The sequence below is a fragment of the Streptomyces sp. NPDC088194 genome (assembly GCF_040702025.1).
GTDB lineage: Bacteria > Actinomycetota > Actinomycetes > Streptomycetales > Streptomycetaceae > Actinacidiphila.
The window spans coordinates 1-24806 of record NZ_JBFBIV010000053.1 but is presented as its reverse complement, the minus strand read 5'-3'; the positions used below and the strand labels follow the sequence as shown (position 1 = coordinate 24806).

Sequence of the window (24806 nt, the reverse complement as noted above, 5' to 3'; positions counted from 1 at the left end):
ATGGGCGAGACACGAACGGCCGCGGAACTCGATCAAGAGGCCGCGGTGCGCGGCTACATGGAGGACTTCTACCGGGACGGCAAGCCGCCGTGGGACAGCGGGATCACCCCGCCCGAGCTGGTGGCCCTGGTCGAAGGCCCCGGCGCACTGGCGCCGGGCCGGGCGCTCGAACTCGGCTGCGGCACCGGGACCAACGCGGTGTACCTGGCCAGGCACGGCTGGCAGGTGGCGGCCGTCGACCTGGTCGACCGCGCGGTCCGGCAGGCGAGGGAGAAGGCCGCGGCGGCCGGAGTGGACATCCCCGTGCTGTGCGCCGACGCCACCCGGCTCGACGAGGTGGGCCTGCCCGGCCCGTACGACCTGTTCTTCGAACTGAGTTGCTACTGCGGGATTCCCCCGCACCGCCGCGACGCCTACGCGGCCGGCCTCACCCGGCGGGCCGCCCCCGGCGCGCACCTGCTGATGTTCGGCTACGGGCCCGGGGCCTTCGACGACCTGGTGTCCGGCGTCACCGCCGACGAACTCACCGCCAGGTTCACCGGGTGGCGGCTGGTCGACGTGACACCCGGCACCAATCCCGTCCCGACGTTCTGGTTCACGCTGCACCGCACCGCCACCACGGCGTGAGCCCTGGCTGACGACCGCCGGCGGCCGGACATCCAGGACACCCGGCCGCCGCTTTCCCACTGTCGACCTTGCCCAGGCACAGGGTGGCGATTGGGTGGAACGAGCTGCGTCTCATCTGCGGCCCGATCAGCCCACGGGCAGCCCGAGTTGGTCGGCCAGGTCGTCAAGTCCCTTGGCGTGCAGGTCGAACCGGTCCGCCGGCGTCGGCGGGTCCCCGACGGGACGGGCCACGTACGCGGTGCGCAGCCCGAGACGCTGGGCTCCGCGCAGGTCCCAGGCGTGGGCGGCGACCATCAGCAGCCGCTCCGGCGGCACTCCGGCCACGGTGACCGCGAGTTCGTAGACGGCCGGGGTCGGCTTGTACGTGCGCGCGTCCTCAGCCGACAGCGCCTGGTGCCAGCGCAGACCCGCGTGGGCGTTGAGCCCCAGCAACGCCGTCCGGCCGGCGTTGGAGAGCCCGATCAACGGGAAGTGTGCGGCGAGGCGGGCGAGACCGGCCACGGTGTCGGGCCAGGCCGGCAGCCGCCGGCCCGCCAACGCCAGCGTGTCGACTGCGGCGGCACCACCGAACCCCGCCGCCTCGGCGACGAGTTGAGCGGCCTCGCGGTCCAGAACGTCGCTGGCGGCGTAGGGCCGGCTCCCGTCCAGGATGCGTTGCTGGGCATCCTCGATGTGGCGCTGCCACACCTGCAACAGCTCCTCGACCGCGCTGTCGGCGAGCGACGGAACGAGGCCACGGATTCCGGCGCGGATTCCGGCGGGTTCGTCGACGAGCGTGCCGAGCACATCGAACACCAGGGCGTCGATCTCAGGGGCGGGCATGTGCGAGTTCTCCCGAGCGGATGGGGTCACAGGGTGGGGAAGTCGTTCGCCTGCACGGCAGTGAGGAAGGAGGTCCACGCGTCGGCGGTGAAGGTGAGGACGGGGCCTTGGGGGTCCTTGGAGTCGCGGACCGGGACGATGCCGGGGGCGCCGTCGGCTACTTCGACGCAGCTGTCGGGGTGTGCGTTGTCGCTGTAGGACGACTTACGCCAGATGTACGGCATGTCACGTGCTCCTTCGACGGGGCGAGTGTCGAGCGGGACGTGGTGCTGGGAGAGAATAAGTGTGGGCGCACGCGACTTCTTTGGGTAGTCGCGTGCGCCCGTTTGGCCTGAATTGCGGTCAGGCGGTGGGGAATTCGTCCGCCTGGACGGCCGAGACGAACGACGTCCACGCGTCAGCGGTGAAGGTCAGGGCGGGGCCCTGGGGGTCCTTGGAGTCGCGGACGGGGACGACGCCGGTGAAGCCGTCGGCCACCTCGATGCAGCTGTTGGGGTCCGGGTTGTCGCTGTAGGACGACTTGCGCCAGACGGCTACGCTCAGGTCTGGGACGGAACCGGGCATGATGATTGCTCCTCCAGCGTGGTTCGCAGTAGCTCAAGGGACTCAGAGGGCGACAGGGCGGAGTCCCTGAGCCGATCGTAGAACAACCAGAGCTGTTCCACGTCTTCGATTTCCTCGATGAGTTGCCCGCTCCAGCTGTTCTCGACGTATGCCACAGTTCGCCCGCTCGGCAGCGACAGCAGCTTGAGAACCATGTTGGGGAAGCAGTGCAGGCCGACGTGGAACGGCACGATCTGGAGTGAGATGTTTGGTTCCTGCGCAGCCTCGATCAGGCGCTCCAACTGCGCTTTCCAGACGCCGGTTTCGCGGGGTACCCGCCGGATCACCGCTTCGTCGAGCAATCCCCTGTAATTCGTGGGCTTGCTGCCGGTGAGGATGTCCTGACGCTTGATGCGGGCATCGATTCCCGCAGCCAACTGCGCGGAGCTCAGTGGTTCCGGTGTGAGGAGTTGCGCCTCCGCGTATCCCCTGGTCTGCAACAGCCCGGGGACCGTAGAGACGCTGAACTCCTGGATCTTCGTCGCCTGCTCCTCCACCTCCGCGAAGCCCCCGTACCTGCTCCGCTTCGCTTCCTCCTTGGCCAGCAGCCAGAGCTTGGCCACGTGCCCGGTTCCGTAGACCCTGTCCAGCGCCTGCGCGGCCTCCAGGGTGCCCAGGCGGCCGCCGGTCTCCAGGCGGTGCAGGTACGACTGCTCGTAGTTGCAGCGGTCACCCAGTTCCACGAGGGTCCAGCCGTGGAGCTTGCGCAGGCGCGCGAGCTCTTCCGCGTACATACTCCGAGCGGTGATGGTAGCTTCCTCGGCGTTGTTCATCAGAAAAGAGAGCCCTTTCTCCTTGTCCTGGCACCAGGTCAAGCGGCGCACTGCGCGCGCATGGTGCCAGATGGTTGCGTAGTTTCGGTCTGCCGTTTTCCGTGCATGGCTCGCCAACTAGTCCCATATGTACGGCAACGGCTCACCTCTGCCGATCGTAGAGTGCGCACGGCATTCTTGTTCACGGAACGTCAGGAATCGATCACAGAGAGACCGAACGCATGCTGTATCCGGAAGGCACATGGGTGGTGGACACGATGACGGGAGACCTCGGCGAGGTGCTGCGGCAGACCGGTGGCCTGCTGTCCCTCCAGCGCCCCGGGCGGGGCGGGTTGTGGTCGGCGGACCCCGGAAGCGTGCGGCCGGCCACCGAACGCGACCTGCGCGTAGAGGCGTTGACGGGCACGTTCGTCGTGGCGGCAACCGGAACGAGGACGTGAGGAGTTGGGGGACATGCCGGTGCGGCGCGCGCAGCGCTTCATCTGCGGCAGGCGGACGCTGGTGCCGGACGAGCTGGTGCGTACGGTGCTCAGCCTGGTGAAGGCGGACGACGTGTACGCGTACACCCGGGAGGACATGTTCGCGACGCTCGTGTGCACGATCGAGGTGCACCGAGGGCCGATTCACTACGGTGCGGCGCTCAACCTGCGCGGGCCGGAGGCCGGGACGCTGTGGGCGCTGTGGCGGGACGGCGGCACCCCGAGCGCGGTGATCGAGATACCGGACTGCCCGGCCGGGCGGGAAGTGGACAGCCCGTGCAGCGAGTTCGAGGGGCACCCGGGCGGGCACAGCTGGGAGCTGGACGATCCGCCGCGGATAGCGACCGCGTTTCCGCTGCCACGCCGGTCGTGGATGTAGCGGCGGGACGTCCCGAACATGCGCGCGGCGAAGGGGTATCGAGCCGTGGAGCCGTCGCCGGGACGACCGTCGTCCGTGAGTCGTAGAGCCGTAGAGCGGCAGAGCCGTAGAGAAGGAACACCGCGCATGATCAGCATTCCGCCCGCACCGGCCGAGTTCCCGGAGTTACCCGGACCCGCGCGGCGGTGGACCCTCACGTCCGTCGACGGGCACACCCTCAGCGGCTATCTGCCGCCGTGGGCCGGGGACGACCCGAGCGAACACCACGTGCCCGTTGACCAGTTGGCTCATCGGCTCGCCGACATCCACCACAGCGCCCGCTTCCCCGGGCAGACCGCCACCGTCTACACCGCGGCCGACCGATCCGGGCGCCCTTCCGAGCAGGAGATCTTCTCCTGCACCCTCGACTGCACGCCCTACGCCGAACTCCCCGACCCTCGCGTGCCGGTGGCCAACGTCCATCTGTGTGAGGAGAGTTGGTTCATCGACCTCGACCCGGAGGGGCTGCTGCAAGTAGCCGATCTGCTTCGCGCCCAGGCCGATCTGCTCGACCGCAAGGTGCGGCCTGCTCTGATCGCGGCTCGCGAGGACTGGGCCAGCGGCACTCACTCCGAGCCCCATGGCTCGCCCTGACTCCCTGGCCGGTGGCTCTGCCGGCGTCTGGCGTGGGCGTCCTCCAGCGCTTCCAGCGCCTGGTCCTCGCCCAGAGTGTCGCCGACCGCGCGGTAGGCGTGCCCGGCGGCGGCGAGGATGGCGATGGCCTCGTCGTAGCGCCGTGCCTCCATCAGCGCGGCCCCGAGGTTGCTCAGCGCGGCGGCCTCGTCGGCGTGGGCGCCCGCCGCCCGGTAGAGGGTGGCCGCCGCGGCGAGTGCGGTGACGGCCTCGTCGTGGCGGCCCGCGCCGAGTTCGGCCAGGCCGAGGTTGTTCAGGGCGATGGCCTCGCCCTGGTGGTCGGCGGTGGCCCGGTGGATGGAGGCCGCCGCGGTGAGCGCGGTGACCGCCGCGTCGTGGCGGCTCGCCTCGATCAGCGCGGCGCCGAGGTTGGTCAGCATCGCCGCCGATCCCGTGAGGTCGCCGCGCTCGTGAAGGATCTCGGCGGCGGCCGTCGCGAGGGCGGTGCAGTCGTCGAAGTGCCGGCCGTGCACGAAGTACCGGGCGAGCACCGCGGCGAGGTCGGTCTCCGCGGGGTGGTCGTGGCGGGGCGCGGTGACGGTGGCCGCGGTGACGAGGTTGTCGCGTTCGGCGTCGAGCCAGGCCAGCGCCTGCGCGCGGTCGCCGAACACGTCGTCGTACGCTTCGTCGTACGGTGCGACGTCCCGCGTCTCCCACCGGGCGTCGGCGGCCCTCGCGGTGGCGAGGTAGTGGTCGAGCAGGCGGGCCGCGGCTTCGTCGCGGTGGTCGGCCTCGGCGTGCTCGCGGCCCAACTCCTCGGCGAATTCCCTGATCTGGTCGTGCAGCCGCCAGTGGTCCCGCGACCCCGCGAGGCGTACGACGAGGTGGGCGCGGGCGAGGTCGCTCAGCAACTCCTGTGCGGTCTGCGCCTCTTGACCGATGAGGGCGGCTTGACCGATGAGGGCGGCGGCGGCCCGGGTGGAGACGTGGGGGCCCGCGTCGAGGGGCAGCAGCCGCACGAGTTGGGCCTGGCCGGGGGTGCGGTGGCGGTAGGCCAGGTCGAAGGCGGCGCGGACGGCCTGTTCGGCGCCGGGGTGGCGGATCGGGTCCAGCCGGGTGTGCTCGGCTCGGAGCGCGTCCGCCATCGCGGCGAGCGGCTGCGCCGGGCTCTCGGCGAGCAGGGCGGCGGTGATCCGTAGCGCGAGGGGCAGGCCGGCGCACAACTCGGCGATGCGCAGGGCGTCTTCGGGCGCGTCGTCCACACGCGTGTCGGCCGGGCCGCGCAGCTGGTGCAGGGCCTGACGCAGGACCTCGACCGAGGCGGCGGGACCGAGGGTGGCCACCTCGTGGCGCCGGGCTGCGATGTCCATCGTGCGACGGCAGGTGACGAGCGCGGCCGTGTGCGGGTCGGCCGGAAGCAGGGCGCGGGTGCGGGTCTCGCTGCCCGCGTTGTCGACGACCACCAGAAGCCGGCGGCCCTGCTCGGCGTAGGCCGCGAGCACCTCTCGGAACAGGCTCACCCGGCCCGGCAGTTGGTCCGGTATGTGCTCGGGCGGCATCCCGAGCGCCCGCAGCCACCCGTCCAGTACGCGATGCGGCACCATGCGGCGGTCCGGGTCGGGGTCATGTCCGTCGAGATCCGCGAACAGCACGCCGCCGGGGAACCAGCCCGGCTCGGCCAGCACCCGGAACGCCGCCTGCACGGCCACTTCGGTCACCCCGACCCCAGCGAGCCCCGGCACCGCGGTGACCAGCACCACCCGTTGCCCTTCGGCCCCCCTGTCAGCGGCCGGGTCCAACACGGCCACCAACTCGCCCAACTCCGCTGCCCGCCCTGCGAAAGCCCCCGAGGGAGCGGGCAGCCCCGTCACCTCGGGCCGCACGCTCCCGGCCAACTCAACGGTGACAGGGCGGCCTTGAACCACCAGGTCGAAGAGCACCCCGCCCCCGTGGGCGCCGCCCTCCCCGCTGTCGCCGCCGCCGTCCTCGGAGTTCGTGACCTTGTCCGCGGAATCCACAACCGCCCCCCAGGCGAGACGTACCGCTCCTCACACCCGCACTATCCAGAAGCCAATCTAGGTGCGTTCGGCGAGCGATGTCGCGCACGGCCGTCCGGCGAGTGCGCGGCGCCCGACCTGGCGGTGGTGAGGGGTGCGGGGGCGGCTACGTCCTCTCACGTAGCGCGCGGGCCAGGTTGTTCGGCGCGACCGCCTCGGACTCCTCGTCGCTCAGCCGGTCTTCTTGATCACCCGGGCGGGCACTCCCGCGACCATGTTGCCGGCAGGAACATCACGAGTGACCACCGCGCCGGCGGCGACCACCGCACCGGCACCGACGGTCACCCCCTGCGTGATCACGGCAGCCGTCCCGATCCAGACGTCGTCCTCGATGACGATCGGGGCGAAGGAGAGATGCGCGCGGCGCTCGGCCAGGGGCAGCGGATGGCCGCCGGTGATGAGGCTGACCTTCGGGGCGATCATCACGCCGTTCCCGATACGGATGCCTCCCTTGTCCATGAAGGTGCATCCCTGGTTGACGAAGACGTTCTCCCCGAACGTCGTGTTCAGCCCGTACTCGGTGAAGAACGGTGGGTAGATCGTCACCGATTCCGGCAGCGGGCCACCGAACACAACAGAAAGGAGTTCCGCGCGGCCTTCGCCGTCGCTGAACGGAAGCACGTTCAGTCGAGACGTCGCATCGGTCACCTCCACGATCCGCTCCACATGACGCGCGAACTCAGGCGTATGGACCTGCATGACCTGCTCTGTGCGGGTAGACATGCGCTGATTCCACCACCGCGCGGAACGCTCGATCAAACAACTCCGCACCACACCTGACACAACCATTGGTTGTGGAATTAGGGTGGAAGGCGTGGACGTTGAAGCGCTGCGGACGTTCGTGGCCGTCGCTGAGACCGGCCAGTTCCAGGCCGCGGCCGACGAGTTGGGGATCAGTCAGCAGGCGGTCTCCAAGCGGGTCGCGGCCCTGGAGAGGCATGTCGAGGTCCCGCTCCTGGTGCGGACCTCCCGAGGCTCGCGGCTGAGCCTGGACGGGCAGGTCTTCCTGCCGTACGCCAAGAAGGTCCTGGCGGCCGTCGAGCAGGCCGAGCAGGCCGTGCGCCCTGGAAGCCGTCCCTTGCGTGTCGATGTCCTCAACCGGCGCATCTCCCCGGCCCGGGCCGTCTACCGGTTCTACCGCTCCCACCCCAAGACGGGCCTGGACACGGTCACCCTGAGCGACAAGAACGCCGCCCAGGCCGCCCACGCGGTGCTCGAAGGAACCATCGACGCGTCCTTCCGTGCCCTGCCGGCCGACCAGGTCCCGGCCGGGATCAGCGCCGAACGGCTTCTGGACTCACCCCTGGAGCTCCTGGTCGGCCCCGGCCACCCGCTGGCCGACGCGCCCTGGGTCAGTCCCGCGGACCTGGCCGGCCACCGCATCTGGATTCCCGGGATCAGGCTCGGCACGGAGTGGGCGGCGTTCTACCAGGCGATGTCCGAGACCTTCGGCCTGAGCATCGACGCGCTCGGCCCCCACTTCGGTGACGAGGCCCTGATGGACGCGCTCGCCGACCCGGCCTCGCCGGCCACCCTCGTCGGCAGCGGGGACCGGTACCTGTGGCCCCAGAACCACGACCTGCGGCGCATCCCGCTGCACGACCCGACCCCGGTCTACCCGCACGTGCTGCTCTTCCGCAGCGCGGACCAGCACCCTGTGCTGGCCGCGCTACGCGACCATCTGCGCACCGCGGGCCCGCGAACCCCGCACGACGTGTGGGCGCCGGACTGGATGGGCCGCTGACCGGACGACCGAAGCAACGGACACGTGAGGGCCGGCGGTCGCCGCGGAGTGCGCGCAGGGCACGGGGTCGGTGCCGGCCCGGCGGCGAGCCCGGACGCTGCGGCGTGGCCGCATCGACCAGGTCGCCGCGTTCGGCTTCGGGCCGGTTCAGGGCCTGCGCGCGCCGTCATCCGCGGTCGTGGGGCGCCCCGTCACGGCCGCGGGCATGGGTGTCGGCGACCGACGAGAACGCGGCGGATGTGCGTGCCGGATGCCGCGACGCCGCGGAGATCCCCACGACAGGACCTAGATCAGCCCCAGGTCGCGGGCCCGCGCGCCCGCCTGGAAACGGGAGTCCGCCCCCAGCGCGGACATCAGTTCCGCGACCCGGCGCCGATACGTGCGCACCCCGAGGCCCAGCGCCCGGGCCGCCGTCTCGTCCTTGCAGCCGGAGGCGAGCAGTTCGAGCACCCGCGGCGCCATCTCGCGCAGCTCCGCGTGCTGCACGTCGTAGACCGCGAGATCGGTCGCCGACCGCCAGGCCGCCTCGAACAGCGAGGTGACGTTCTGCACCAGCGTCGGCTCGGAGACCACGCTGTAGCTGCGCCGTCCCGCGTCCGGATCGCCCGCGAGGATGGCGAACCGCTGGTCGATGATGATCGTCTCGTTGATGGTGTCCGCCGTGATGCGGACCTGCGCGCCCGGGGAAGCCGCCACGGTCCGCAGATGCCGGGCCATCGGCGGGCTCATCAGCGCGCTCGGCTGGTACAGCTTGCGCAACCGGGGATGCGCCTCGGGCAGCCGGTCGGGAACCGTCCGGCCGAGGGCCCAGGTGTTGAGGTCACGCGCCGCGCACCACAGCTCACCGGCCGTGGCGAACAGATGGTGCGTACGGGCGAAGACCTCCGCCTCGCCGCGCAGCACGCGCACGCCACTCTCCACGCTCATGGCCCCAGTGTCACCCGACCGCCACCGACCCGCCAAGGCAGGCAGGAAGTTGCCATTCCCGGCGGCGCGGGTCCACGCGGGCAAGACTGCATCCCATGACAACGACCAACGCCGCCGCCGCCGGCACCTGGACGCTCGGCGACCGCACCGTCCACCGACTCGGCCTCGGCGCCATGCGCCTGGTGAGCAAGGCCGACGGCAGCCCCAGCGACCGCGCGCAGGCCATCGAGGTGCTGCGGCAGGCGGTCGAGCTGGGCGTCAACCACATCGACACCGCCGCCTTCTACTTCTCCGACCTGCGCTCCGCCAACGAGCTGATCAACACCGCGCTCGCCCCCTACCCGGACGACCTGGTCATCACCACCAAGGTCGGTCCCGGCCGCGACCCGTCCGGGGCCTTCGTCGGGGCCCACACCAAGGAGGAACTGCGCGGCCAGGTCCAGGAGAACATCCGCCAACTCGGCCTGGACCGACTTGAGGTGGTCAACCTCCGCATCGGCCTCGGGCTCGAGCGCGGTGAGGGCTCTCTCAAGGAGCGTTTCGAGGCGCTGGCCGAACTGCGGGAAGAGGGCCTCATCCGGCACCTGGGCATCTCCAACATCGGCCCCGAGCACCTGGAGGAGGCCCTGGCCATCGCCCCGGTGGTGTGCGTGCAGAACCAGTACGGGCTCGCGACCCGTCGCGAGGACGACGCGATCCAGCGGGCGTGCGCCGAGCAGGGCATCGCCTTCGTCCCCTTCTTCTCCGTGGGCGGCGGCCCCGCCGGTGCCACCGCCTCCGCCTCGGGCCCCGCGACGGAGGCGGACCGGGCCCTCGCCGAAGTCGCCGACCGCCACGGCGCTTCCCCCTCCCAGATCCGCCTCGCCTGGACCCTCCACAAGGGCCCCAACGTGCTGGCCATCCCCGGAACCGGCGACCCGGCGCACCTGAGGGAGAACGTGGCGGCCGCCGGCCTGCGCCTGTCGGAGGAGGACCTGGCCCGGCTCGGCTAGCCGGACCGCCCTGTGAGCAGCGTCGCCAGATGGCCGGCGAACGCGGTGATCCGGTCCAGCTCCGGACCACCGCGGGCGATCCGGAACCCGTGCCGCAGGCTCCAGAACGTGGCCTGGACGGCGTGCAACTGCGCCCAGCGCGCGACGCGTTCACGATCGAGTTCGGCGGCCTCGGCGAAGACGTCGAGCGAGCGGTGGACGGCCTTGCGGAGGTCGTCCGCCTCGATCAGCCGCAGGGCGAGCGCCTTGAGCAGCGTGCCGCCGTCGTAACCGCGGTCTCCCGCGTACCCCTTGGGATCGACGGCCAGCCAGGGCTCGCGGTCCGCGCGCAGGATGTTGCCGGGGTGCAGGTCGCCGTGGATGAGGGTGTCCGGCTGGTCGCGGCCCAGCTCGCGGACGGTCGCGACGGCGGCGGCCACCACGTGGGGCGGCAGCACCTGCGCGAACTCCGCCGCGTCCTGGTGGATTTCCCGCTCCCAGGTGTCGGCCTGCCCGCGCAGCCGGGGCAGTTCGGGCGGTGCGGGCACGGCCAGTCGCAGGCTGAGCCGGCCCGCGACCGTCACCACCTCGTCGACGTCCTCGATCTCCGCGAGGGTCGAGGTACGGGCCCGTTCCAGCAGCATCGCGAAGCGCTCGTCGTCGCGCTCGTGCAGCAGGACGGCGCCGTGCCCGCGCCATGCCGCGAACGCGTCGGGCTCGTGGACGTTGCCGGGGTGCGGGAAGGACACCTTCAGCACCGCGGGCTCGCCGTCGGGCCGGCGTACCGGGGCGATCAGGCCGACGCCGCCGTGCAGCGGCGGGCCGTCCGGTGCGCACGCCCAGCGCTCCAGCAGGTCGTCCACGATTCCGGGCAACTCGGCGAGCCAGGCCGATCCCCGGGCGCCCTCGCGGGCGACGGTGCTCTGCGTGAATTCCTCCGGTATCGCGGTCATCCGGGCACCCTATGCGGTGGTCCGGGTGCGGGGAGCCGTGACGGCGCCGGTGGTGGCCTCGTCGGCGGGGGCGAGGACCGCGGTGAGGTAGTCCGTGATGGCGTCGCGGTTGCGCGTGAGGGTGGCGATGCGGGCGGTCATCCGGTCGCGTTCGGTCTGGAGGGTGGAGACGATCTCCGGGGTGGCGTCCGGGATGTGGATGACGGACGGCTTGGTGAGGCACGGCAGCAACTGCTTGATGATGCGGGTGGGCAGACCCGCGTCCAGGAGCCCGCGGATGTGCAGAATGGTGTCCACGAGGGCTTCGGGGTAGTCGCGGTAGCCGTTGGCGCAGCGCGGCACGTGGATCAGGTCCTGCTCCTCGTAGTAGCGCAGCAGGCGGCGCGGGGTGTCGGTGCGGGCGGAGAGTTCGCCGATGCGCATGTGGGGTGCCTCACAGGGGGCGGGGGACGGGCCGGGTTGACCTTCACACTGATGTGAGGGTTTGACCATAACCGGCATGACCACGCGAACGCGTTCCGCGCTCCCCCTGTCCGCGCTGCTGTCGCTGGCGACGGCCGTCTTCATCACCTGCCTCACCGAGATCCTTCCGGCCGGGCTGCTGCCCGCGATGTCGCGCGACCTCGGGGTCGGCGAGTCCGCGATGGGCCAGTCGGTGACGGTCTTCGCGATCGGTACGGCCGTCACCGCGATCCCGCTCACCACGGCGACCGCGGGGTGGCCGCGCAAACGGCTGCTGCTCGTGTCGATGGCCGGGTTCTGCGTCGCGAACACGGTGACCGCGCTGTCCGGGAACTACCCGCTGACGATGGTGGCGCGGTTCGTCGCCGGGGTGGCGGCCGGGCTCGCGTGGGCGCTGCTCGCCGGGTACGCGCGGCGGCTGGCCCCCGCGGGGCTGGAGGGGCGGGCGATCGCCGTCGCGATGTCCGGGATTCCGGTCGCGCTGTCGATCGGGGTGCCCGCGGGGACGTATCTGGGGAAGGAGGCGGACTGGCGGATCGCGTTCCTGGTGATGTCGGGGCTCACGGTGCTGTTGCTCGGGTGGATCACGCTGGCGGTGCCGGAACGGCCGGGCGAGGAAACGGGGTTGAGCGGGGACGGGAGTACGCAGGGGGTCGGCCGGGAGGAGGGTGCGGGCCGGGAGGACGGTGCGGGCCGGGAGGACGGTGCGGCCGCCCCTCTGCTCGGGGCACTCCGCGTGCCCGGGGTCGTCCCGGTCCTCTTCGTCACCTCCGCGTACGTGCTCGCGCACACCATCCTCTACACGTACATCTCGACGTTCCTCGACCGCGTCGGGCTCGGCGGGCGTACCGACCTGGTGCTGCTCGCCTTCGGGGTCGCGTCACTGCTCAGCGTCTGGACGGTGGGCGCGCGCATCCACCGCGCGCTGCGCGCGCTGACCCTCGGAGGTGTGCTGCTCATCGGTACGGCCGCCTTCCTCCTGGGAGTCGGTGCGCACCAGCCCGTGCTCGTCTACGTCGCCGCCGTGCTGTGGGGGCTCGGGTGGGGCGGGGCGCCGTCGCTGCTCCAGACCGCCGTCGGCGAGGCGGGCGGCGAACACGCCGACGCCGCCCAGGTCCTCCTCGTCACCCTCTGGAACGTGGCGACGGCCGCCGGCGGTCTCGTCGGCGGCCTCCTCCTCGACCTCCTCGGCACCCACGCCCTCCCCTGGACCGTCCTCGTCCTCCTCGCCCCCGCCTTCGCGGCCACCTTCGCCGCCCGCACCCACGGGTTCCCCGCGGCGATGGGCACGAGCCGAGAGGTGGCGCCGCAAGGGTGAACGTCCCTTCCGAGCCGCCTCGTTGACCGTCCGCGGTTCGGTGGCTCCACGGCTCGGCGGCTCAGCGGTTCGGTGGCTCAGCGGCGCTTGATCACCTCTTCCGGGTGGCCGGGGCGCCAGAGCCCCACCGACACCCCGGCCCCGCTCCACGCCACGTGCGGCACGATGGCCGTCGTGAACCGTTACGAGAGGCTGCTTCGGGACCTGGACAAGGCGGGTTTGTGGCGGGAGCTTCCTGCCGACGAGAGCAGCGCGGCCGCGCGGCGGCTCAACTCCGGCACGAGCGCGGTGTGGTGGAGCGGAGGCGGGTGGGCGGCCGACGGTGAGGACCTCGCCGAGGGTGAGGTCGAGGACTGGCTGCGCGGCATGGCGCGGCCACTGGCCGACTGCGGGGTCGTGCTGGACGTCACGACCTCCTCGGGTCCGTGGGACGACATCCCGGCGCCCGGCTACACGGTGACGGTGAACGGCGGTCCGCTCACCCTCTACTCCACCGACGCGGCAGATCCGCACCTGCCGTTGAGTGGTGACCCGTGGATGGACTGCACCCTCATGCCGGCCGCTGAGCTGAACCGGCTGCTGGCCGGGGCCGGAAGCGACCGCCGGCTCGCGTTGTTCTGGCCGGGAGGCAACGATGGGTTCGCGGTGCTCGGCCCTGCGGACGTGCTGCGCCGGGCGGGCGCGGTGACCACGGCGTCCCGTGGTGAGGTCGCCTTCGTCATCCCGTGAGCTTCGCCATCCCCTGAGCCTCGTCCCCGCCACCGGCGGACCGGTCGGGTGACGGTAGGTCCGGGGGAGTGGCGGGGCTCGGATATTCGGGTGCCGTGCGGGGGTGGGGTGCGTAGGCTCCCCGGTGGGACGGGGCTCGTAGCGCAGCGGTTGTCGCACCCCCACTGCGTGTGGGAGGACGCCGGTTCGAATCCGGCCGGCTCCGTCCCCTCCGCGCTTCGGGTGCCCGACGGGGTCAGCCGCGGGACAGGGTCAGGAGGAAGCGGGTCTCCGGGCCGTGGCGGCCGGCGCAGAACCTGAGGGCCGCGTCGAGGACGCCGAGGGAGCGGCACCAGCGCAGCACGCGGGCGGGGGACATCCCGGGCACGAGTGCGGCCAGCGTGTCGATGCGTCGTTCCAGGTCCGCGTGGTCGGTGACCGCGTCGAGTACCCAGTCCACGGCGTCGAAGTCGGGGTCGCCCCAGGCGGGGCGCGGGTCGATCGCCACCAGAGCCGTTGCCGGTGTCGGCGCCTGGCCGGGGCCCGCGACCGTATCCGCGCCCGGGCCGGACAGCACGTTGGCCGGGTTGAGGTCACCGTGGACGAGCCCGAGCGGGCCGTCGACGGCCAGTTCCAGAGCCGCGGCCCGGGCGCGGTCGAGCACGCCCGCGTCGAACGGTTCGCCCACGCCGGCCGCGGCCAACCTGCGGAGGGTCAGGTCGAAGACGAAGTCGACCCGATGCGTCAGCGGCCGTAGCGCGGAGTGGGGAACGGGCGCGACGGCGGGGACCCGCAGGTCCCGGAGGAGCGGGCCGATGTCGGCGAGCCGCCACCCGAGCCGCTTCACCTGCACCCCTGGTCGTACGTCGCCCAACAGCAGCGCGCCTACGGCGAGTTCCTCCGCGAGCAGCGGTACGACCGACGGCCTGCCGGCCCAGGCGCGCAGCGCCGCCGCCTCCTCGCGGGCGATCGCGGGCTCCGGGGTGAGCTTCAGCCACACCGAGGCGCCGGTGTCGCGCCGCACGCAGCGGAAGACCCGCGAGGTGCCGCCGCCGCCCGCCGCGACCGGCTCCAGGTTCCAGCGGGCGGTGAGTTCACCGACGAGGGACGGCAACGCGTCGAGCCAGCCGACGACTTCGGGACCGAACCTGACGACGAGGCGGTCCCGCACCGCGGGCGGGACGCTGACGAGTTCGCCCACCCGTCAGCCGGCCGCGGTGAGGGACTTGAACTCGGCGAGCGACTCGTGGATGACGTCGGCGAGTTCGCGCGGCTGGTCCGCCTCGCCGACCCAGCGCTCGAAGGCGACCCGGAAGACGGCGGTGCCCGCTTCGGCGGCGAGGCTCGCGGCCGGCTCGGTCACGCCACGGCCCCGCAGGGTCCGCGTGAGAGCCGACGAGAGCGCGGCGAGCTTGACGAGTTCGCGCTCCTGGAGGTCGGTGTGCGCGGAGACGAGGGCCTGGCGCCGGCGGGCGTGCCGGTGGGCGCCCCGGAAGATCTGGTCGGCGGCGGCGTCGAGGCCGGCGGCGATCGCGTCGATCGGTGCGGTGCCCTCGGGCGTGGCCGCGACGGCGCCGACGATGAGGTCCTGGAGGGCCGCCGAGCCGGCGAAGAGCACCTCGCGCTTGTCGGCGTAGTGCCGGAAGAAGGTCCGCTCGGTGAGCCCGGCCCGGTTGGCGATCTCCGCCACGGTGGTCTGCTCGTATCCGCGCTCGTCGAACAGTTCCAGCGCTGCCTTGCCGAGGCGCCCGCGCGCGTCCGGCTCCCATCTGCCCATGCCCCGATCGTACGCGACCCCGGCATGCAATGGCAGGCGCTGACATCGCCACCGGTCCGCCGCTCCCGCCCTCCCTGGCATCGCAAGGGCCGGCGCCACCCTCTTCTCCCGGCCAGGGGGTAATCCGGACATAAAGGGGTAGCGGGAGGAAATGGAAAGTCGCCGCCTGTCGGTGGACCGCCTCCTGGAGCAGCCGTCGGGCCGTAGCCGTCTGCTGGTGTTGCCGTTCGTGCTCATCGCGGTGATCACGGTGACGGATCTGCTGCTGCCGGAGACCGTCCACCTCGGCCCGCTGCTGGTGATCGCGCCCGCCCTCACCGCGTCCCTCGCCGGGCCGAGGCTCACCGCTGTGGCCGGGGTGCTCGCGGTGGCGGCGCAGACGTTGATCGGAGTGTTCGAGGGCGGTCTCGGCACGGCCAACCACGTGGCGCAGATCATCGCGCTGACCGGACTGTCGCTCCTGGTCTTCCTGGTGTGCGTCGCGCGCGACAGACGCAACCGCGAGCTGGGCCGCGCACGTTCGGTCGCCGAGACCACACAGCGGGTGCTGCTGCGGCCGCCACCCCGCCGGGTCGGACCGCAGCAGGTGGCCTGGCTGTATCTCTCCTCCGAGGACGAGACGCAGATCGGCGGCGACCTCTTCGCCACGGCCCGCGCCGCCCACCCCGCCACCCGCGTGATCATCGGCGACGTACGGGGCCACGGCCTGGCGTCCATCGGCGAGGCGTCGATGGTGCTGGGCGCGTTCCGCGAGGCCGCCCACCGGCACGCCGGACTGCCCGACCTCGTGGCCGCCGTGGAGGAAAGCGTCAGCCGGAACCTGGAGGAGGTCGCGGATGTCGAGGAGGACATCGGCGAGCACTTCGTCACCGCGCTCCTGCTCGACCTGCCCGACGACGGCTCGCGGGCGGAGATGATCAACTGCGGCCATCCACCGCCCCTGCTCATCCACGACCGCCAGGTCACCGCGCTGTACGCCCACCGGATCTCGCCCCCGCTCGGCGTCACCGCCCCGCACCCCGCCGCGGTCCTGCGCACCGAGCAGTTCGCCTTCGAGCCCGGCGACTTCCTCGTGCTGTACACCGACGGGTTCATCGAGGCGCGCTCACCGGCCGGCGAGTTCTACCCGCTCGCCGAGCGCGTGGCCGGCCTGCCCGCGACCGACCCGGACGTACTCCTGGACCACATCCACCACGACCTGCTGCGGCACACCGGAGGGCAGCCCGCGGACGACGCCGCGCTGCTGATCCTCCAGCGGACGGCCAAGCAGCAGGAGCCGGGGCGGCACGCGGACCGGTGGCCCGGCACGGACCCCGGCCACCGGCGCGCGGCCTGACACGGACCCCGGCCACCGGCGCGGGGCGGGACGGACGCGCCGCCCGAACGCTCGTTGAACGTCTGGCGAACAGCGCGAACCGTGTACAACGCTCACTTAGTCACCAGGGTCACAGGGGTGTCATACACGTCTGCGCCACTCCGCGAGGACCCACTCATGAACCTTCGTCGCACTCTGTCGGCCGCTGCCACGGCCACCGCGATCGTCCCGGCCGTGCTGCTGAGCGCCACCGCCGTGGCACACGCCGATCCCGGGCCGGCCGGCTCGACCACGGCCCCCTCGACCTCCTCGACACCGTCGGCCCCCTCGACCCTGCCGACGGCCGACACCTCCACCCCGTCCTCCTCGGCCCCCACCACGTCGCCGTCGTCGTCGCCCACGGCCACGCCGACCGACGCGGGAACGCCGCCGCCGTGCAGCAGCGGGCCCTCTAGCACCATCCGCGTCCAGCTGAAGGGGCTGCCGTCCAGCATCGTGGCGGGCGGCGGCTGGTCCACGTTCACGCTGAACGTGGCCGGCACCACCGACAAGGCGCTCGGCGCGGTCGAGGCGTCGGTCACCGCCAACAACGGCGAGGACAGCTACAACGCCGACCTCTACAAGCACGCGTACCTGGAGTACTGGGACGCCGGAAACGGCAAGTGGCTGAGCCTGAAGGACGAGGGCAAGGACGACATCCGCGAGACCGGCCTCATCTACGGCCACACCACGCTGAAGACCGCCCACGCGTCGGCCGACCTGAAGTTCCGGATCAGGGTCGACGCCAAGGCCACCCCCGGCCCCAGCTACGCCGTCGGCGGCGGCAGCTACGTCGACACCACGAAGAACTGCACCCGGGGCAGCACCACCGACGCCACCTTCGACGTGCTCGCGCCCGGCTCGAAGACCGGCGGCAGCGGTACGCCGGCCCCCTCGACGGCTCCTGACGGCGGGACCCTCGCGGAGACGGGTTCGTCCTCGGCGACGCCGTTGATCGCGGGCATCGGCGGCGCGGCGGTGCTGGTCGGCGCGGGGGCGATCGGTGTCGTACGGCTGCGCAGGAAGGGCTCCGCGGCGGTCTGAGCCGCGGAACGGAAACGGCGGACCCGCGTACGGGGTGGCCGCCCGGGCCCGCCCGGGCGGTCGCGTCACCCCGCGGCGGCGGCGGCGCCGTGCCGGTCGCGGAAAGTGCGCCGGTACGTGTCCGGGGGCACGCCGAGCGCGCGGTGGAAGTGCCTGCGCAAGGTCGCCGCGGTGCCCATGCCGGTGCGCGTCGCGATCAACTCGACGCTGTCGTCCGTCGTTTCGAGCAGTTCCCGGGCGCGCCGGATGCGCTGGGTGTGCAGCCAGCGCAGCGGGGTGAGGCCGGTGGCGGCCGTGAAGCGGCGGGTGAGGTTGCGGGTGCTCATGTTCGCCCGGCGGGCCAGGTCGGGCACGGTCAGCGGTTCGTCGAGCCGTTCGAGCGCCCAGTGCTGGAGGCCGGCGAGCGCGGGGGCGGTGTCGGGGGCGGCCGGCGCGGTGGCGTACTGGGCCTGGCCGCCGGCCCGGTGCGGGGGGACGACCAGCCGGCGGGCCAGCGCGTTGGCGACGGCCGCGCCGTGGTCGAGGGCCACGATGTGCAGGCACAGGTCCATCCCGGCCGCCTTCCCGGCCGAGGTCAGCACGGTCGTCTCGTCCGTGTAGAGGACGTCCGGGTCCACCTGGACGCGGGGGTAGCGGGCCGCGAGCGCCGCCGCGTGCTCCCAGTGCGTGGTCGCGCGGCGGCCGTCCAGCACTCCTGCGGCCGCCAGCACGAACGCGCCCGTGCACAGCGACACGAGCCGGGCGCCGCGGTCGTGGGCGGCGCGTACGGCCGCGACCAGGTCGGGCGGGGGAGCGGTGTCGATGTCGGCGCAGGCCGCCACGACCACGGTGTCCGCGGTGGCGAGCGCGTCGAGGCCGTACGGGGTGTCGACCCGCAGCCAGCCGCCGACCGGGGAGCGGCGCGGGCCGCAGACGCGGAAGTCGTACCAGGTGTCGGTCAGTTCGCGGTCGACGCCGAACACCTCGCAGGCCGCGGCGGCCTCGAACAGCATCGCTCCGTCGTAGAGCGCCAGCGCCACGGATGTCATGTCCGAAAGTGTACGCAGCTCGTCGTTTCGGCCACTCGTGCGGGGGGCTTGTGAAGCCGACCCTTGTCCGTATGAACACACCGCAGGGATACGACGGGCATGGGCGCGACGAGAACGGGAGCGACGGGCGCGAAGGGAGCGACGGGCGATACGGGCGGCAGGCGCACCGCGGGGCCATCGCCGTCTTCGGCGCCTACGGGCACACCGGCGTCTTCGTCGTCCGCGAGTTGCGGCGGCGCGGCTGGACGCCGATTCTCGCGGGGCGCGACCGGGACAAGCTGAACGCTGTCGCGCGGGGGCAGGGGGGAGCGCAGGACGGGTCCGGTGCCGAGGTCCGGGTCGCGTCCATCGCCGAACCGGCCTCCCTGGCGGGCGCGTTGGAAGGTGCGGTCGCGGTCGTCAACTGCGCGGGACCGTTCGCCGCCACCGCGCTGCCGCTCGTCGACGCCGCGCTCCGCGCCGGGATTCCCTACCTCGACGTCGCCGCCGAACAGGCGGTCACCCTGGAGACGTTCGAGCGGCGGGCGGACCGGGCGCGCGAGGCGGGGGTGGCGGTGGTGCCGTCGATGGCGTTCTACGGCGGCCTCGGCGACCTGCTGGCGAGCGCGGCGATGGGGGACTGGACGGACGCGGACGACCTCACCCTGGCGATCTCGCTGGACAGTTGGCGGCCGACGCGGGGCACCCGCGAGACGGTGCGGAGCAACGCCGGCCGGCACCTGGTCTTCACCGGCAACCGGCTCGTCCAGCCCACCGGGCCTGCCGCCGAAGGCAGTTGGGAGTTCCCGGCGCCGCTCGGCGTCCAGGACGTGACCGAACTGTCCACCGCCGACCAGGTCACCATCTCCCGCCATCTGCGGGTGCCGGAGATCCGGGTGCACATGAACCAGGCGCCGCTGCGGGACCTGAGCGACCCCACCACCCCGCCGCCCGCGCCCGCGGACCCCGACGGCCGCTCGGCGCAGACCTTCCTCGTCGACGTCGTCGCCCGCAGGGACGGCGTCCACCGCCGCGCGACCGCGTCCGGCCGCGACATCTACGCGATCACCGCGCCCCTGGTCGTGGAAGCCGCCGAACGCCTCCTCGACGGCCGCGTCCAGGGCCCCACCGCGGGCGTACTCGCCCCCGGCGCCCTCTTCGACGCCCCCGACTTCCTGCGCGCCCTCTCCCCGGCGCACCTGACCTTCACCGGCCCCGACCGCCTTGCCGTGCGGGGCAGTTGACCGGCGTCCCGCGCCGCCCCCCGACTGCTCCGCCGCCCGACTACTCCGCCGGCGCCGCCTTCTTCGCCGCGGCGCTCTTCTTGGAGCCGGCGGTCTTCTGGGCCGGGGTGGTGGTCTTCTTGGCGGACGCGGACGCGGACGCGGACGGGGCGGCGGGTGCGGCCGAGGCCGGCGGCGGGACCTTGGCGGTGACCTGGCCCCGGGTCCACATCGCGACCAGGACGGAGGCGAGGCTCATCACCGTCGACTGCTGGTCGGGGGTCCAGTGCAGGCCGAAGCCGATCGCGAGCGACATCCCCGCCTGCAGCAGCCCGAGCACCGCCGCGTTGACACCGTCATGAACGCTGAGCGCGACCAGCAGACCGACGACCGCGGCGGCGAACGCGTTCACCACCGCCTGCTGCTTGTCGCTGAGGTCCAGCCCGAACGCCGTGCTCAGCTTGATCACCACCGCCAGGAGCGACAGCCACAGCGCGGGCTCTCTCCCGAGGATCTTCATCTGCCGCTCCGTTCACAGGAGTTGAAGTACGACCCGACCGCACAAGTCCGGGCCGCGTCCTCCTACCCCTGAGCACACCGACTGATGCCGATTCCACCCCCGCACGCCCACCCGACCGCTCGACCGGCCGACTTGGGGCCGTGACAGGTGCTCACGCGGTCGGAATCGACGCTGATGAACATCGAGGTCGGTCCTGCGGGACCTCCACCTTCAGCGTGTAGGTGTACTCGAAGCGGTGCACCCGGGCGTCCCGGTCGGGCACTTGTGCCAGTCGGCGCCGACGCCGGCACGCGGGCGGAGGACGCGACAGGGCGCCCCGTACGGCGCCCACGGGAGGGCCGCGGAAGCCGTCAGACGCGGGTTTCGAAGAGGTCGAACCAGATGGATTTGCCGTCGCCGCGGGGCTCGACGCCCCAGGCGTCGGCGAGTTCCTCGATGAGGAAGAGGCCGCGGCCGGACGAGGCGAGTTCGCCGGGGGAGCGGGGGTGGGGCATGTCGTCGGAGCGGTCGGCGACCTCGACGCGCAGGCGGCGGGTGCCGGGCATGCCGATCACCTCGGCGATGAGCACCGCGTCGTCGTCGGTGTGCACCAGGACGTTGGTGATCAGCTCGGAGACGAGGAGGACCGCGGACTCGAACTGGTCGGGGGAGGCCCAGTCGTGCAGCAGGGAGCGGATGTCCTCGCGGGCGGAGCGGATCTGCCCGGGGTCGGACTGCGAGACGGTGAGGACGGTGCGCCGTATCGGCACCGCGCAGGTCGGCCCGTCGGGGTCGCGGCGCAGCAGCAGCAGCGCGATGTCGTCCTCGCGGCGGTCGGCGAGCGGCCCGGTGGTGTGGTGGGAGGCGGGGCCGTGCACGGCGCGCACCATGGAGTCGGCGAGCTGCTCCAGATCCTCCGCGGGCCCGGCCTCGAAGACCTCGCGCAACCGCAGCCACCCGGTGTCCAGGTCGTGCCCGCCGGTCTCGATCAGCCCGTCGGTGCACATCAGCAGCACTTCACCGGGTTCCAGGACGAGCCGGGTGGTGGGGTAGTCCGTGTCGGGCTCCACGCCCAGCGGCAGGCCGCCCGCGGTGCGCCGCATGATCGTGGTGCCGTCGCCGAGCCGGATCGCGGGCTCGGGGTGCCCGGCGCGGGCCACCTCCACGGTGCCGTCGGAGGGGTCCACCTCCAGGTAGAGGCAGGTGGCGAAGCGGATGTCGGGGGCGCCGCCGGGCTCCTCGGGCGAGGCGTCGGCGCCCAGGCCGGCCAGAAAGCGGGACGTCCGGGAGAGCACCGCGTCGGGGCTGTGGCCCTCGGCGGCGTAGGCGCGCAGCGCGATCCTGATCTGGCCCATGATCCCGGCGGCCCGCACGTCATGGCCCTGCACGTCGCCGATGACCAGGGCGGTACGGCCGGACGGCAGGTCGATCACGTCGTACCAGTCGCCGCCGACCTGGAGGCCGCCGCCGGTCGGGACGTAGCGCGCGGCGACCGCCATCCCGTCGATCTCGGGCTCGCGGGCGGGCAGCATGGTGCGCTGGAGGCCGTCGGACAGGGCTCGCTCGGACTCGTGCAGGTGGGCGCGGGACAGCGCCTGGGCGAGCATGCGGGCCACCGTGGTGAGCACCGACCGCTCGTCGGGGGTGAAGTCGACCCGCTCACGAAAGGCGGCCATCCAGGCGCCGATGGTGGACCCGGCGACGGTCAGCGGGAGGTACGCCCACGAGGAGCGGCCGTAGGGCTTGATGAGCGGCCAGCTCATCGGATACCGCTCTTCGTACGACTCGGGGCTGGGCAGGTAGACCGCCTGGCCGGTGCGTACCGCCGTGACCGCGGGATAGTCCGTGGTCAGCGGCATGTCGACCAGAAAAGGGTCGCCGAGTTCCTGTCCATGGTGACCGATCAGCGACAGCCGGTCACCATTGATGCCGAAGACGGCCAGCCCGTCGGGGGAGAAGCCGGGCATGGACAAGGTGGCGGCGACCCGCAGCACCTCGGAGGTGGAGTCGGCCTCGGCGAGCGCCCGCCCGGCGTCCAGCAGGAACGCCTCGCGGGCCCGCCGCCAGTCGCCGCGGGCCTCGTGGTTGCGGGCCAGGCCGGACAGGCCCGCGCTGTGGCCCAGGCCGTGGCCGTGTCCCTGCCGGCCGGCGCGCCCCTGGCCGTCGTACGGCGCGGAGGGCTCGCGGATCTCGTGCAGGCTGCCGCTGAGCAGCGGACCCTGCGGCCGCAGCCGGGCCCGGACGGTGCGCTCCACCTGGCCGTTCTCGCCGACCACCCGCAGCAGCGCCTCGGCCACGGTGCCCTCGGCGGCGGCGAGCGACACCGCGCCGGCGAGTGCGACGTAGTCCGCGGGGTGCAGCCGGGCGCGCACCTCCGACGATCGGCGGGTGGCGGCGCCGCCGGACAGTCCGAGCAGGCGCGCCGCGCGACCGTCGACCGCCACGGTGCCGGTCGATTCGTCCCACTGCCACAGGCCGTAGCCCGCGGCGGCGAGGACGTCCTCTGTGCGCATTTTCCTAGTTTATGGTGCTCAGGAAGGTATGGGCGAATAGATCCCTGTGGAGGGTGGGGGGAGGGGCGCCGGTAGGCTGAGCCCCACCGATTTCCCGACACCACGCCACCGACACACCTCCGACGACTTCTGTCACATCCCACGCCTAGGACGAAGCTGATGCACCGGTACCGGTCCCACACCTGCGGCGAGCTGCGCGCCACCGACGTCGACACCGACGTCCGCCTGTCCGGCTGGCTGCACAATCGCCGCGATCTGGGCGGCATCCTCTTCGTGGACCTGCGCGACCACTACGGCTTCACGCAGCTCGTGGTGCACCCGGGCTCCCCGGTCTACGACCAGCTCAGCGGCCAGTCCAAGGAGTCCGTGCTGCGGGTGGACGGCCGGGTGCTCGCCCGCTCCGCGGAGAACGTCAACCCGGAGCTGCCCACCGGCGAGATCGAGGTCGAGGTCACCTCGCTGGAGGTGCTGGGCGCCGCCGACCCGCTGCCGTTCCCGGTCTTCCCCGAGGACAACGCCAACGAGGAGATGCGGCTGACCAACCGCTTCCTCGACCTGCGCCGCCAGCGCATGCACCGCAACCTCATGCTGCGCACCCAGGTGATCTCCTTCCTGCGCCGCGAGATGACCGCGCTCGGCTTCAACGAGATGGCCACGCCGATCCTGTCGGCCACCTCGCCCGAGGGCGCCCGCGACTTCCTGGTGCCCTCCCGGGTGCACGCCGGCAAGTTCTACGCGCTGCCGCAGGCACCGCAGCAGTTCAAGCAGTTGCTGATGATCTCCGGCTTCGACCGCTACTTCCAGATCGCGCCCTGCTTCCGCGACGAGGACTCCCGGGCGGACCGCTCGCCCGGCGAGTTCTACCAGCTCGACGTCGAGATGAGCTTCGTGGAGCAGGAGGACGTGTTCGGCGTCATCGAGAAGGTGATGACCGACCTCTTCACCGAGCTGGGCGGCGGCCGCACCGTCACCTCGCCCTTCCCGCGCATCCCGTTCCGCGAGTCGATGCTCAAGTACGGCAACGACAAGCCCGACCTGCGCACCTCGCTCGAACTCGTCGACGTCTCCGGGATCTTCGCGGGCTCCTCCTTCAAGGCGTTCGCCGGCAAGCACGTCCGCGCGCTGGCCGTGCCCGACACCGCGGACCAGCCGCGGAAGTTCTTCGACTCGCTCGGCGAGTACGCCGTCTCGCTCGGCGCGCAGGGCCTGGCCTGGGTGCGGGTCGGCGAGGAGAACAAGCTCACCGGGCCGATCGCCAAGTTCCTCACCGAGGACGACACCACCGCGCTGCTGGCCGCGGTCGGCGCCAAGGCGGGCACCGCGATCTTCTTCGGGGCCGGGGAGTTCGACGAGGTCTCGAAGATCATGGGCCCGGTGCGGGTCGAAGCGGCCCGGCGGGCCGGGCAGTTCGACGAGAACGTCTTCCGCTTCTGCTGGATCGTGGACTTCCCGATGTTCGAGCGGAACGAGGACACCGGCGCGATCGAGTTCTCGCACAACCCGTTCTCCATGCCGCAGGGCGGCCTCGAAGCGCTCCGCACGAAGGACCCGCTGGACATCCTCGCCTGGCAGTACGACATCGTGTGCAACGGCATCGAGCTGTCCTCCGGCGCGATCCGGAACCACGAACCCGACGTGATGTACGCGGCGTTCGAGATCGCCGGGTACACGCGGGAGACGGTGGAGGCCGAGTTCGGCGGGATGCTGCGGGCGTTCCACTTCGGCGCGCCCCCGCACGGTGGGATCGCGCCCGGCGTCGACCGGATGGTCATGCTGCTGGCGGACGAGCCGAACATCCGGGAGACCATCGCGTTCCCGCTCAACCAGAACGCCCAGGACCTCCTCATGGGTGCCCCCTCGGAGGTGCCCGACACCCGGCTGCGCGAGCTGCACCTCCAGCTGCGCAAGCCCGCGCAGAAGAACTAGCGCGCAGGCCGTATCCGGCCGTACGCAC

At 72.3% G+C, this 24806-nt stretch carries 27 protein-coding genes and 1 tRNA gene; 13 read left to right on the top strand and 15 right to left on the bottom strand.

The window, feature by feature from the left end; translation table 11 throughout:
• Positions 1–627 carry a class I SAM-dependent methyltransferase gene (locus AB0399_RS26290; RefSeq protein ID WP_366413023.1) on the top strand — a complete coding sequence of 209 codons (627 nt, stop codon included), beginning with the start codon at positions 1–3 and terminating at the stop codon, positions 625–627.
• Between the two features lie 126 nt (positions 628–753).
• Here AB0399_RS26290 and AB0399_RS26285 read toward each other — a convergent pair whose 3' ends face one another.
• The 4 genes from AB0399_RS26285 to AB0399_RS26270 form a co-directional block, all read right to left on the bottom strand.
• Positions 754–1449 (bottom strand): haloacid dehalogenase type II, encoded by a 696-nt coding sequence (locus tag AB0399_RS26285; protein WP_366413022.1) that lies wholly within the window; start codon positions 1447–1449, stop codon positions 754–756.
• A 26-nt stretch (positions 1450–1475) separates the two neighbouring features.
• Positions 1476–1673, bottom strand: a complete 198-nt coding sequence (locus AB0399_RS26280; RefSeq protein WP_366413021.1) for a DUF397 domain-containing protein — start codon at positions 1671–1673, stop codon at positions 1476–1478.
• A 118-nt stretch (positions 1674–1791) separates the two neighbouring features.
• A complete protein-coding gene (locus AB0399_RS26275) occupies positions 1792–2013 on the bottom strand; it encodes a DUF397 domain-containing protein (protein ID WP_366413020.1) in 222 nt (73 codons plus the stop codon).
• Complete coding sequence (locus AB0399_RS26270; RefSeq protein WP_366413019.1) at positions 1989–2876, bottom strand: helix-turn-helix transcriptional regulator; 888 nt, start codon at positions 2874–2876, stop codon at positions 1989–1991. Before AB0399_RS26270 ends, AB0399_RS26275 begins: the two co-directional genes overlap by 25 nt.
• Positions 2877–3046: 170 nt before the next feature.
• Between AB0399_RS26270 and AB0399_RS26265 the strand changes: the two genes are divergently transcribed.
• From AB0399_RS26265 to AB0399_RS26255, 3 genes are all read left to right on the top strand, one after another.
• Positions 3047–3265 carry a hypothetical protein gene (locus AB0399_RS26265; RefSeq protein WP_366413018.1) on the top strand — a complete coding sequence of 73 codons (219 nt, stop codon included), beginning with the start codon at positions 3047–3049 and terminating at the stop codon, positions 3263–3265.
• 13 nt (positions 3266–3278) lie between these two features.
• A complete protein-coding gene (locus tag AB0399_RS26260; RefSeq protein WP_328466829.1) occupies positions 3279–3683 on the top strand; it encodes a hypothetical protein in 405 nt (134 codons plus the stop codon).
• A 126-nt stretch (positions 3684–3809) separates the two neighbouring features.
• A complete protein-coding gene (locus AB0399_RS26255; RefSeq protein WP_366413017.1) occupies positions 3810–4316 on the top strand; it encodes a hypothetical protein in 507 nt (168 codons plus the stop codon).
• On the opposite strand, the gene AB0399_RS26250 is transcribed toward AB0399_RS26255, so the two are convergent.
• On the bottom strand, positions 4289–6313 hold the full coding sequence (locus tag AB0399_RS26250) for a tetratricopeptide repeat protein (RefSeq protein ID WP_366413016.1): 2025 nt from the start codon (positions 6311–6313) through the stop codon (positions 4289–4291). The two genes, AB0399_RS26255 and AB0399_RS26250, sit on opposite strands and share 28 nt — an antisense overlap.
• A 210-nt stretch (positions 6314–6523) precedes the next feature.
• The gene (locus AB0399_RS26245; RefSeq protein WP_366413040.1) at positions 6524–7051 is read right to left on the bottom strand and encodes a DapH/DapD/GlmU-related protein; all 528 of its coding nucleotides are present in this window, start codon (positions 7049–7051) and stop codon (positions 6524–6526) included.
• Between the two features lie 115 nt (positions 7052–7166).
• Between AB0399_RS26245 and AB0399_RS26240 the strand changes: the two genes are divergently transcribed.
• Positions 7167–8096, top strand: a complete 930-nt coding sequence (locus tag AB0399_RS26240) for a LysR family transcriptional regulator (RefSeq protein ID WP_366413015.1) — start codon at positions 7167–7169, stop codon at positions 8094–8096.
• Positions 8097–8381: 285 nt separating this feature from the next.
• On the opposite strand, the gene AB0399_RS26235 is transcribed toward AB0399_RS26240, so the two are convergent.
• Positions 8382–9023, bottom strand: a complete 642-nt coding sequence (locus AB0399_RS26235; RefSeq protein WP_366413014.1) for a DNA-binding response regulator — start codon at positions 9021–9023, stop codon at positions 8382–8384.
• Between the two features lie 95 nt (positions 9024–9118).
• Here AB0399_RS26235 and AB0399_RS26230 point away from each other — a divergent pair, with 95 nt between their 5' ends.
• Positions 9119–10015, top strand: a complete 897-nt coding sequence (locus tag AB0399_RS26230) for an oxidoreductase (protein WP_366413013.1) — start codon at positions 9119–9121, stop codon at positions 10013–10015.
• Here AB0399_RS26230 and AB0399_RS26225 read toward each other — a convergent pair.
• A complete protein-coding gene (locus AB0399_RS26225; protein ID WP_366413012.1) occupies positions 10012–10947 on the bottom strand; it encodes an aminoglycoside phosphotransferase family protein in 936 nt (311 codons plus the stop codon). The genes AB0399_RS26230 and AB0399_RS26225 overlap by 4 nt on opposite strands.
• A gap of 9 nt (positions 10948–10956) precedes the next feature.
• A complete protein-coding gene (locus tag AB0399_RS26220) occupies positions 10957–11370 on the bottom strand; it encodes a MerR family transcriptional regulator (RefSeq protein WP_366413011.1) in 414 nt (137 codons plus the stop codon).
• A gap of 76 nt (positions 11371–11446) precedes the next feature.
• Between AB0399_RS26220 and AB0399_RS26215 the strand changes: the two genes are divergently transcribed.
• The 3 genes from AB0399_RS26215 (at position 11447) to AB0399_RS26205 (ending at position 13661) form a co-directional block, all read left to right on the top strand.
• Positions 11447–12727 (top strand): MFS transporter, encoded by a 1281-nt coding sequence (locus tag AB0399_RS26215; protein WP_366413010.1) that lies wholly within the window; start codon positions 11447–11449, stop codon positions 12725–12727.
• 174 nt (positions 12728–12901) lie between these two features.
• Positions 12902–13456, top strand: coding sequence for a hypothetical protein (locus tag AB0399_RS26210; protein ID WP_366413009.1), 555 nt, complete (start codon positions 12902–12904; stop codon positions 13454–13456).
• A 131-nt stretch (positions 13457–13587) separates the two neighbouring features.
• Positions 13588–13661 (top strand) — tRNA-Gln (locus AB0399_RS26205).
• Between the two features lie 30 nt (positions 13662–13691).
• Here AB0399_RS26205 and AB0399_RS26200 read toward each other — a convergent pair.
• Positions 13692–14636 (bottom strand): aminoglycoside phosphotransferase family protein, encoded by a 945-nt coding sequence (locus tag AB0399_RS26200; protein ID WP_366413008.1) that lies wholly within the window; start codon positions 14634–14636, stop codon positions 13692–13694.
• Positions 14637–14639: 3 nt separating this feature from the next.
• Positions 14640–15212 carry a helix-turn-helix domain-containing protein gene (locus AB0399_RS26195; protein WP_366413007.1) on the bottom strand — a complete coding sequence of 191 codons (573 nt, stop codon included), beginning with the start codon at positions 15210–15212 and terminating at the stop codon, positions 14640–14642.
• A gap of 151 nt (positions 15213–15363) precedes the next feature.
• Here AB0399_RS26195 and AB0399_RS26190 point away from each other — a divergent pair, with 151 nt between their 5' ends.
• A complete protein-coding gene (locus tag AB0399_RS26190) occupies positions 15364–16548 on the top strand; it encodes a PP2C family protein-serine/threonine phosphatase (RefSeq protein ID WP_366413006.1) in 1185 nt (394 codons plus the stop codon).
• Positions 16549–16640: 92 nt separating this feature from the next.
• Here the strand turns inward: AB0399_RS26190 and AB0399_RS26185 are convergent, their stop codons facing one another.
• Entirely contained in the window at positions 16641–17045 is a 405-nt protein-coding gene (locus tag AB0399_RS26185) for a hypothetical protein (protein ID WP_366413005.1), read from the bottom strand.
• A gap of 13 nt (positions 17046–17058) precedes the next feature.
• On the opposite strand from AB0399_RS26185, the gene AB0399_RS26180 reads away from it, so the two are divergent.
• A complete protein-coding gene (locus AB0399_RS26180; RefSeq protein ID WP_366413004.1) occupies positions 17059–17610 on the top strand; it encodes an LAETG motif-containing sortase-dependent surface protein in 552 nt (183 codons plus the stop codon).
• Positions 17611–17675: 65 nt separating this feature from the next.
• On the opposite strand, the gene AB0399_RS26175 is transcribed toward AB0399_RS26180, so the two are convergent.
• Positions 17676–18638: a helix-turn-helix domain-containing protein gene (locus tag AB0399_RS26175; RefSeq protein WP_366413003.1), complete on the bottom strand. Its 963-nt coding sequence runs from the start codon at positions 18636–18638 to the stop codon at positions 17676–17678.
• Between the two features lie 71 nt (positions 18639–18709).
• Between AB0399_RS26175 and AB0399_RS26170 the strand changes: the two genes are divergently transcribed.
• Positions 18710–19861, top strand: coding sequence for a saccharopine dehydrogenase NADP-binding domain-containing protein (locus AB0399_RS26170; protein WP_366413002.1), 1152 nt, complete (start codon positions 18710–18712; stop codon positions 19859–19861).
• 40 nt (positions 19862–19901) lie between these two features.
• Here AB0399_RS26170 and AB0399_RS26165 read toward each other — a convergent pair whose 3' ends face one another.
• Both AB0399_RS26165 and AB0399_RS26160 read right to left on the bottom strand, forming a co-directional pair.
• Positions 19902–20360 carry a hypothetical protein gene (locus tag AB0399_RS26165; RefSeq protein ID WP_366413001.1) on the bottom strand — a complete coding sequence of 153 codons (459 nt, stop codon included), beginning with the start codon at positions 20358–20360 and terminating at the stop codon, positions 19902–19904.
• Between the two features lie 350 nt (positions 20361–20710).
• On the bottom strand, positions 20711–22852 hold the full coding sequence (locus AB0399_RS26160; RefSeq protein ID WP_366413000.1) for a SpoIIE family protein phosphatase: 2142 nt from the start codon (positions 22850–22852) through the stop codon (positions 20711–20713).
• A gap of 159 nt (positions 22853–23011) precedes the next feature.
• On the opposite strand from AB0399_RS26160, the gene aspS reads away from it, so the two are divergent.
• Entirely contained in the window at positions 23012–24778 is a 1767-nt protein-coding gene (aspS, locus tag AB0399_RS26155; protein WP_329366804.1) for an aspartate--tRNA ligase, read from the top strand.
• The last annotated feature ends 28 nt before the right edge of the window (positions 24779–24806 follow it).

Coding starts and splice junctions, on each gene's coding strand:
- AB0399_RS26290 (WP_366413023.1), top strand. CDS start 1: ATGGGCGAGACACGAACGGCCGCGGAACTCGATCAAGAGGCCGCGGTG.
- AB0399_RS26285 (WP_366413022.1), bottom strand. CDS start 1,449: ATGCCCGCCCCTGAGATCGACGCCCTGGTGTTCGATGTGCTCGGCACG.
- AB0399_RS26280 (WP_366413021.1), bottom strand. CDS start 1,673: ATGCCGTACATCTGGCGTAAGTCGTCCTACAGCGACAACGCACACCCC.
- AB0399_RS26275 (WP_366413020.1), bottom strand. CDS start 2,013: ATGCCCGGTTCCGTCCCAGACCTGAGCGTAGCCGTCTGGCGCAAGTCG.
- AB0399_RS26265 (WP_366413018.1), top strand. CDS start 3,047: ATGCTGTATCCGGAAGGCACATGGGTGGTGGACACGATGACGGGAGAC.
- AB0399_RS26260 (WP_328466829.1), top strand. CDS start 3,279: ATGCCGGTGCGGCGCGCGCAGCGCTTCATCTGCGGCAGGCGGACGCTG.
- AB0399_RS26255 (WP_366413017.1), top strand. CDS start 3,810: ATGATCAGCATTCCGCCCGCACCGGCCGAGTTCCCGGAGTTACCCGGA.
- AB0399_RS26245 (WP_366413040.1), bottom strand. CDS start 7,051: ATGCAGGTCCATACGCCTGAGTTCGCGCGTCATGTGGAGCGGATCGTG.
- AB0399_RS26235 (WP_366413014.1), bottom strand. CDS start 9,023: ATGAGCGTGGAGAGTGGCGTGCGCGTGCTGCGCGGCGAGGCGGAGGTC.
- AB0399_RS26230 (WP_366413013.1), top strand. CDS start 9,119: ATGACAACGACCAACGCCGCCGCCGCCGGCACCTGGACGCTCGGCGAC.
- AB0399_RS26225 (WP_366413012.1), bottom strand. CDS start 10,947: ATGACCGCGATACCGGAGGAATTCACGCAGAGCACCGTCGCCCGCGAG.
- AB0399_RS26220 (WP_366413011.1), bottom strand. CDS start 11,370: ATGCGCATCGGCGAACTCTCCGCCCGCACCGACACCCCGCGCCGCCTG.
- AB0399_RS26215 (WP_366413010.1), top strand. CDS start 11,447: ATGACCACGCGAACGCGTTCCGCGCTCCCCCTGTCCGCGCTGCTGTCG.
- AB0399_RS26195 (WP_366413007.1), bottom strand. CDS start 15,212: ATGGGCAGATGGGAGCCGGACGCGCGCGGGCGCCTCGGCAAGGCAGCG.
- AB0399_RS26190 (WP_366413006.1), top strand. CDS start 15,364: ATGGAAAGTCGCCGCCTGTCGGTGGACCGCCTCCTGGAGCAGCCGTCG.
- AB0399_RS26175 (WP_366413003.1), bottom strand. CDS start 18,638: ATGACATCCGTGGCGCTGGCGCTCTACGACGGAGCGATGCTGTTCGAG.
- AB0399_RS26170 (WP_366413002.1), top strand. CDS start 18,710: ATGAACACACCGCAGGGATACGACGGGCATGGGCGCGACGAGAACGGG.
- AB0399_RS26165 (WP_366413001.1), bottom strand. CDS start 20,360: ATGAAGATCCTCGGGAGAGAGCCCGCGCTGTGGCTGTCGCTCCTGGCG.
- AB0399_RS26160 (WP_366413000.1), bottom strand. CDS start 22,852: ATGCGCACAGAGGACGTCCTCGCCGCCGCGGGCTACGGCCTGTGGCAG.
- aspS (WP_329366804.1), top strand. CDS start 23,012: ATGCACCGGTACCGGTCCCACACCTGCGGCGAGCTGCGCGCCACCGAC.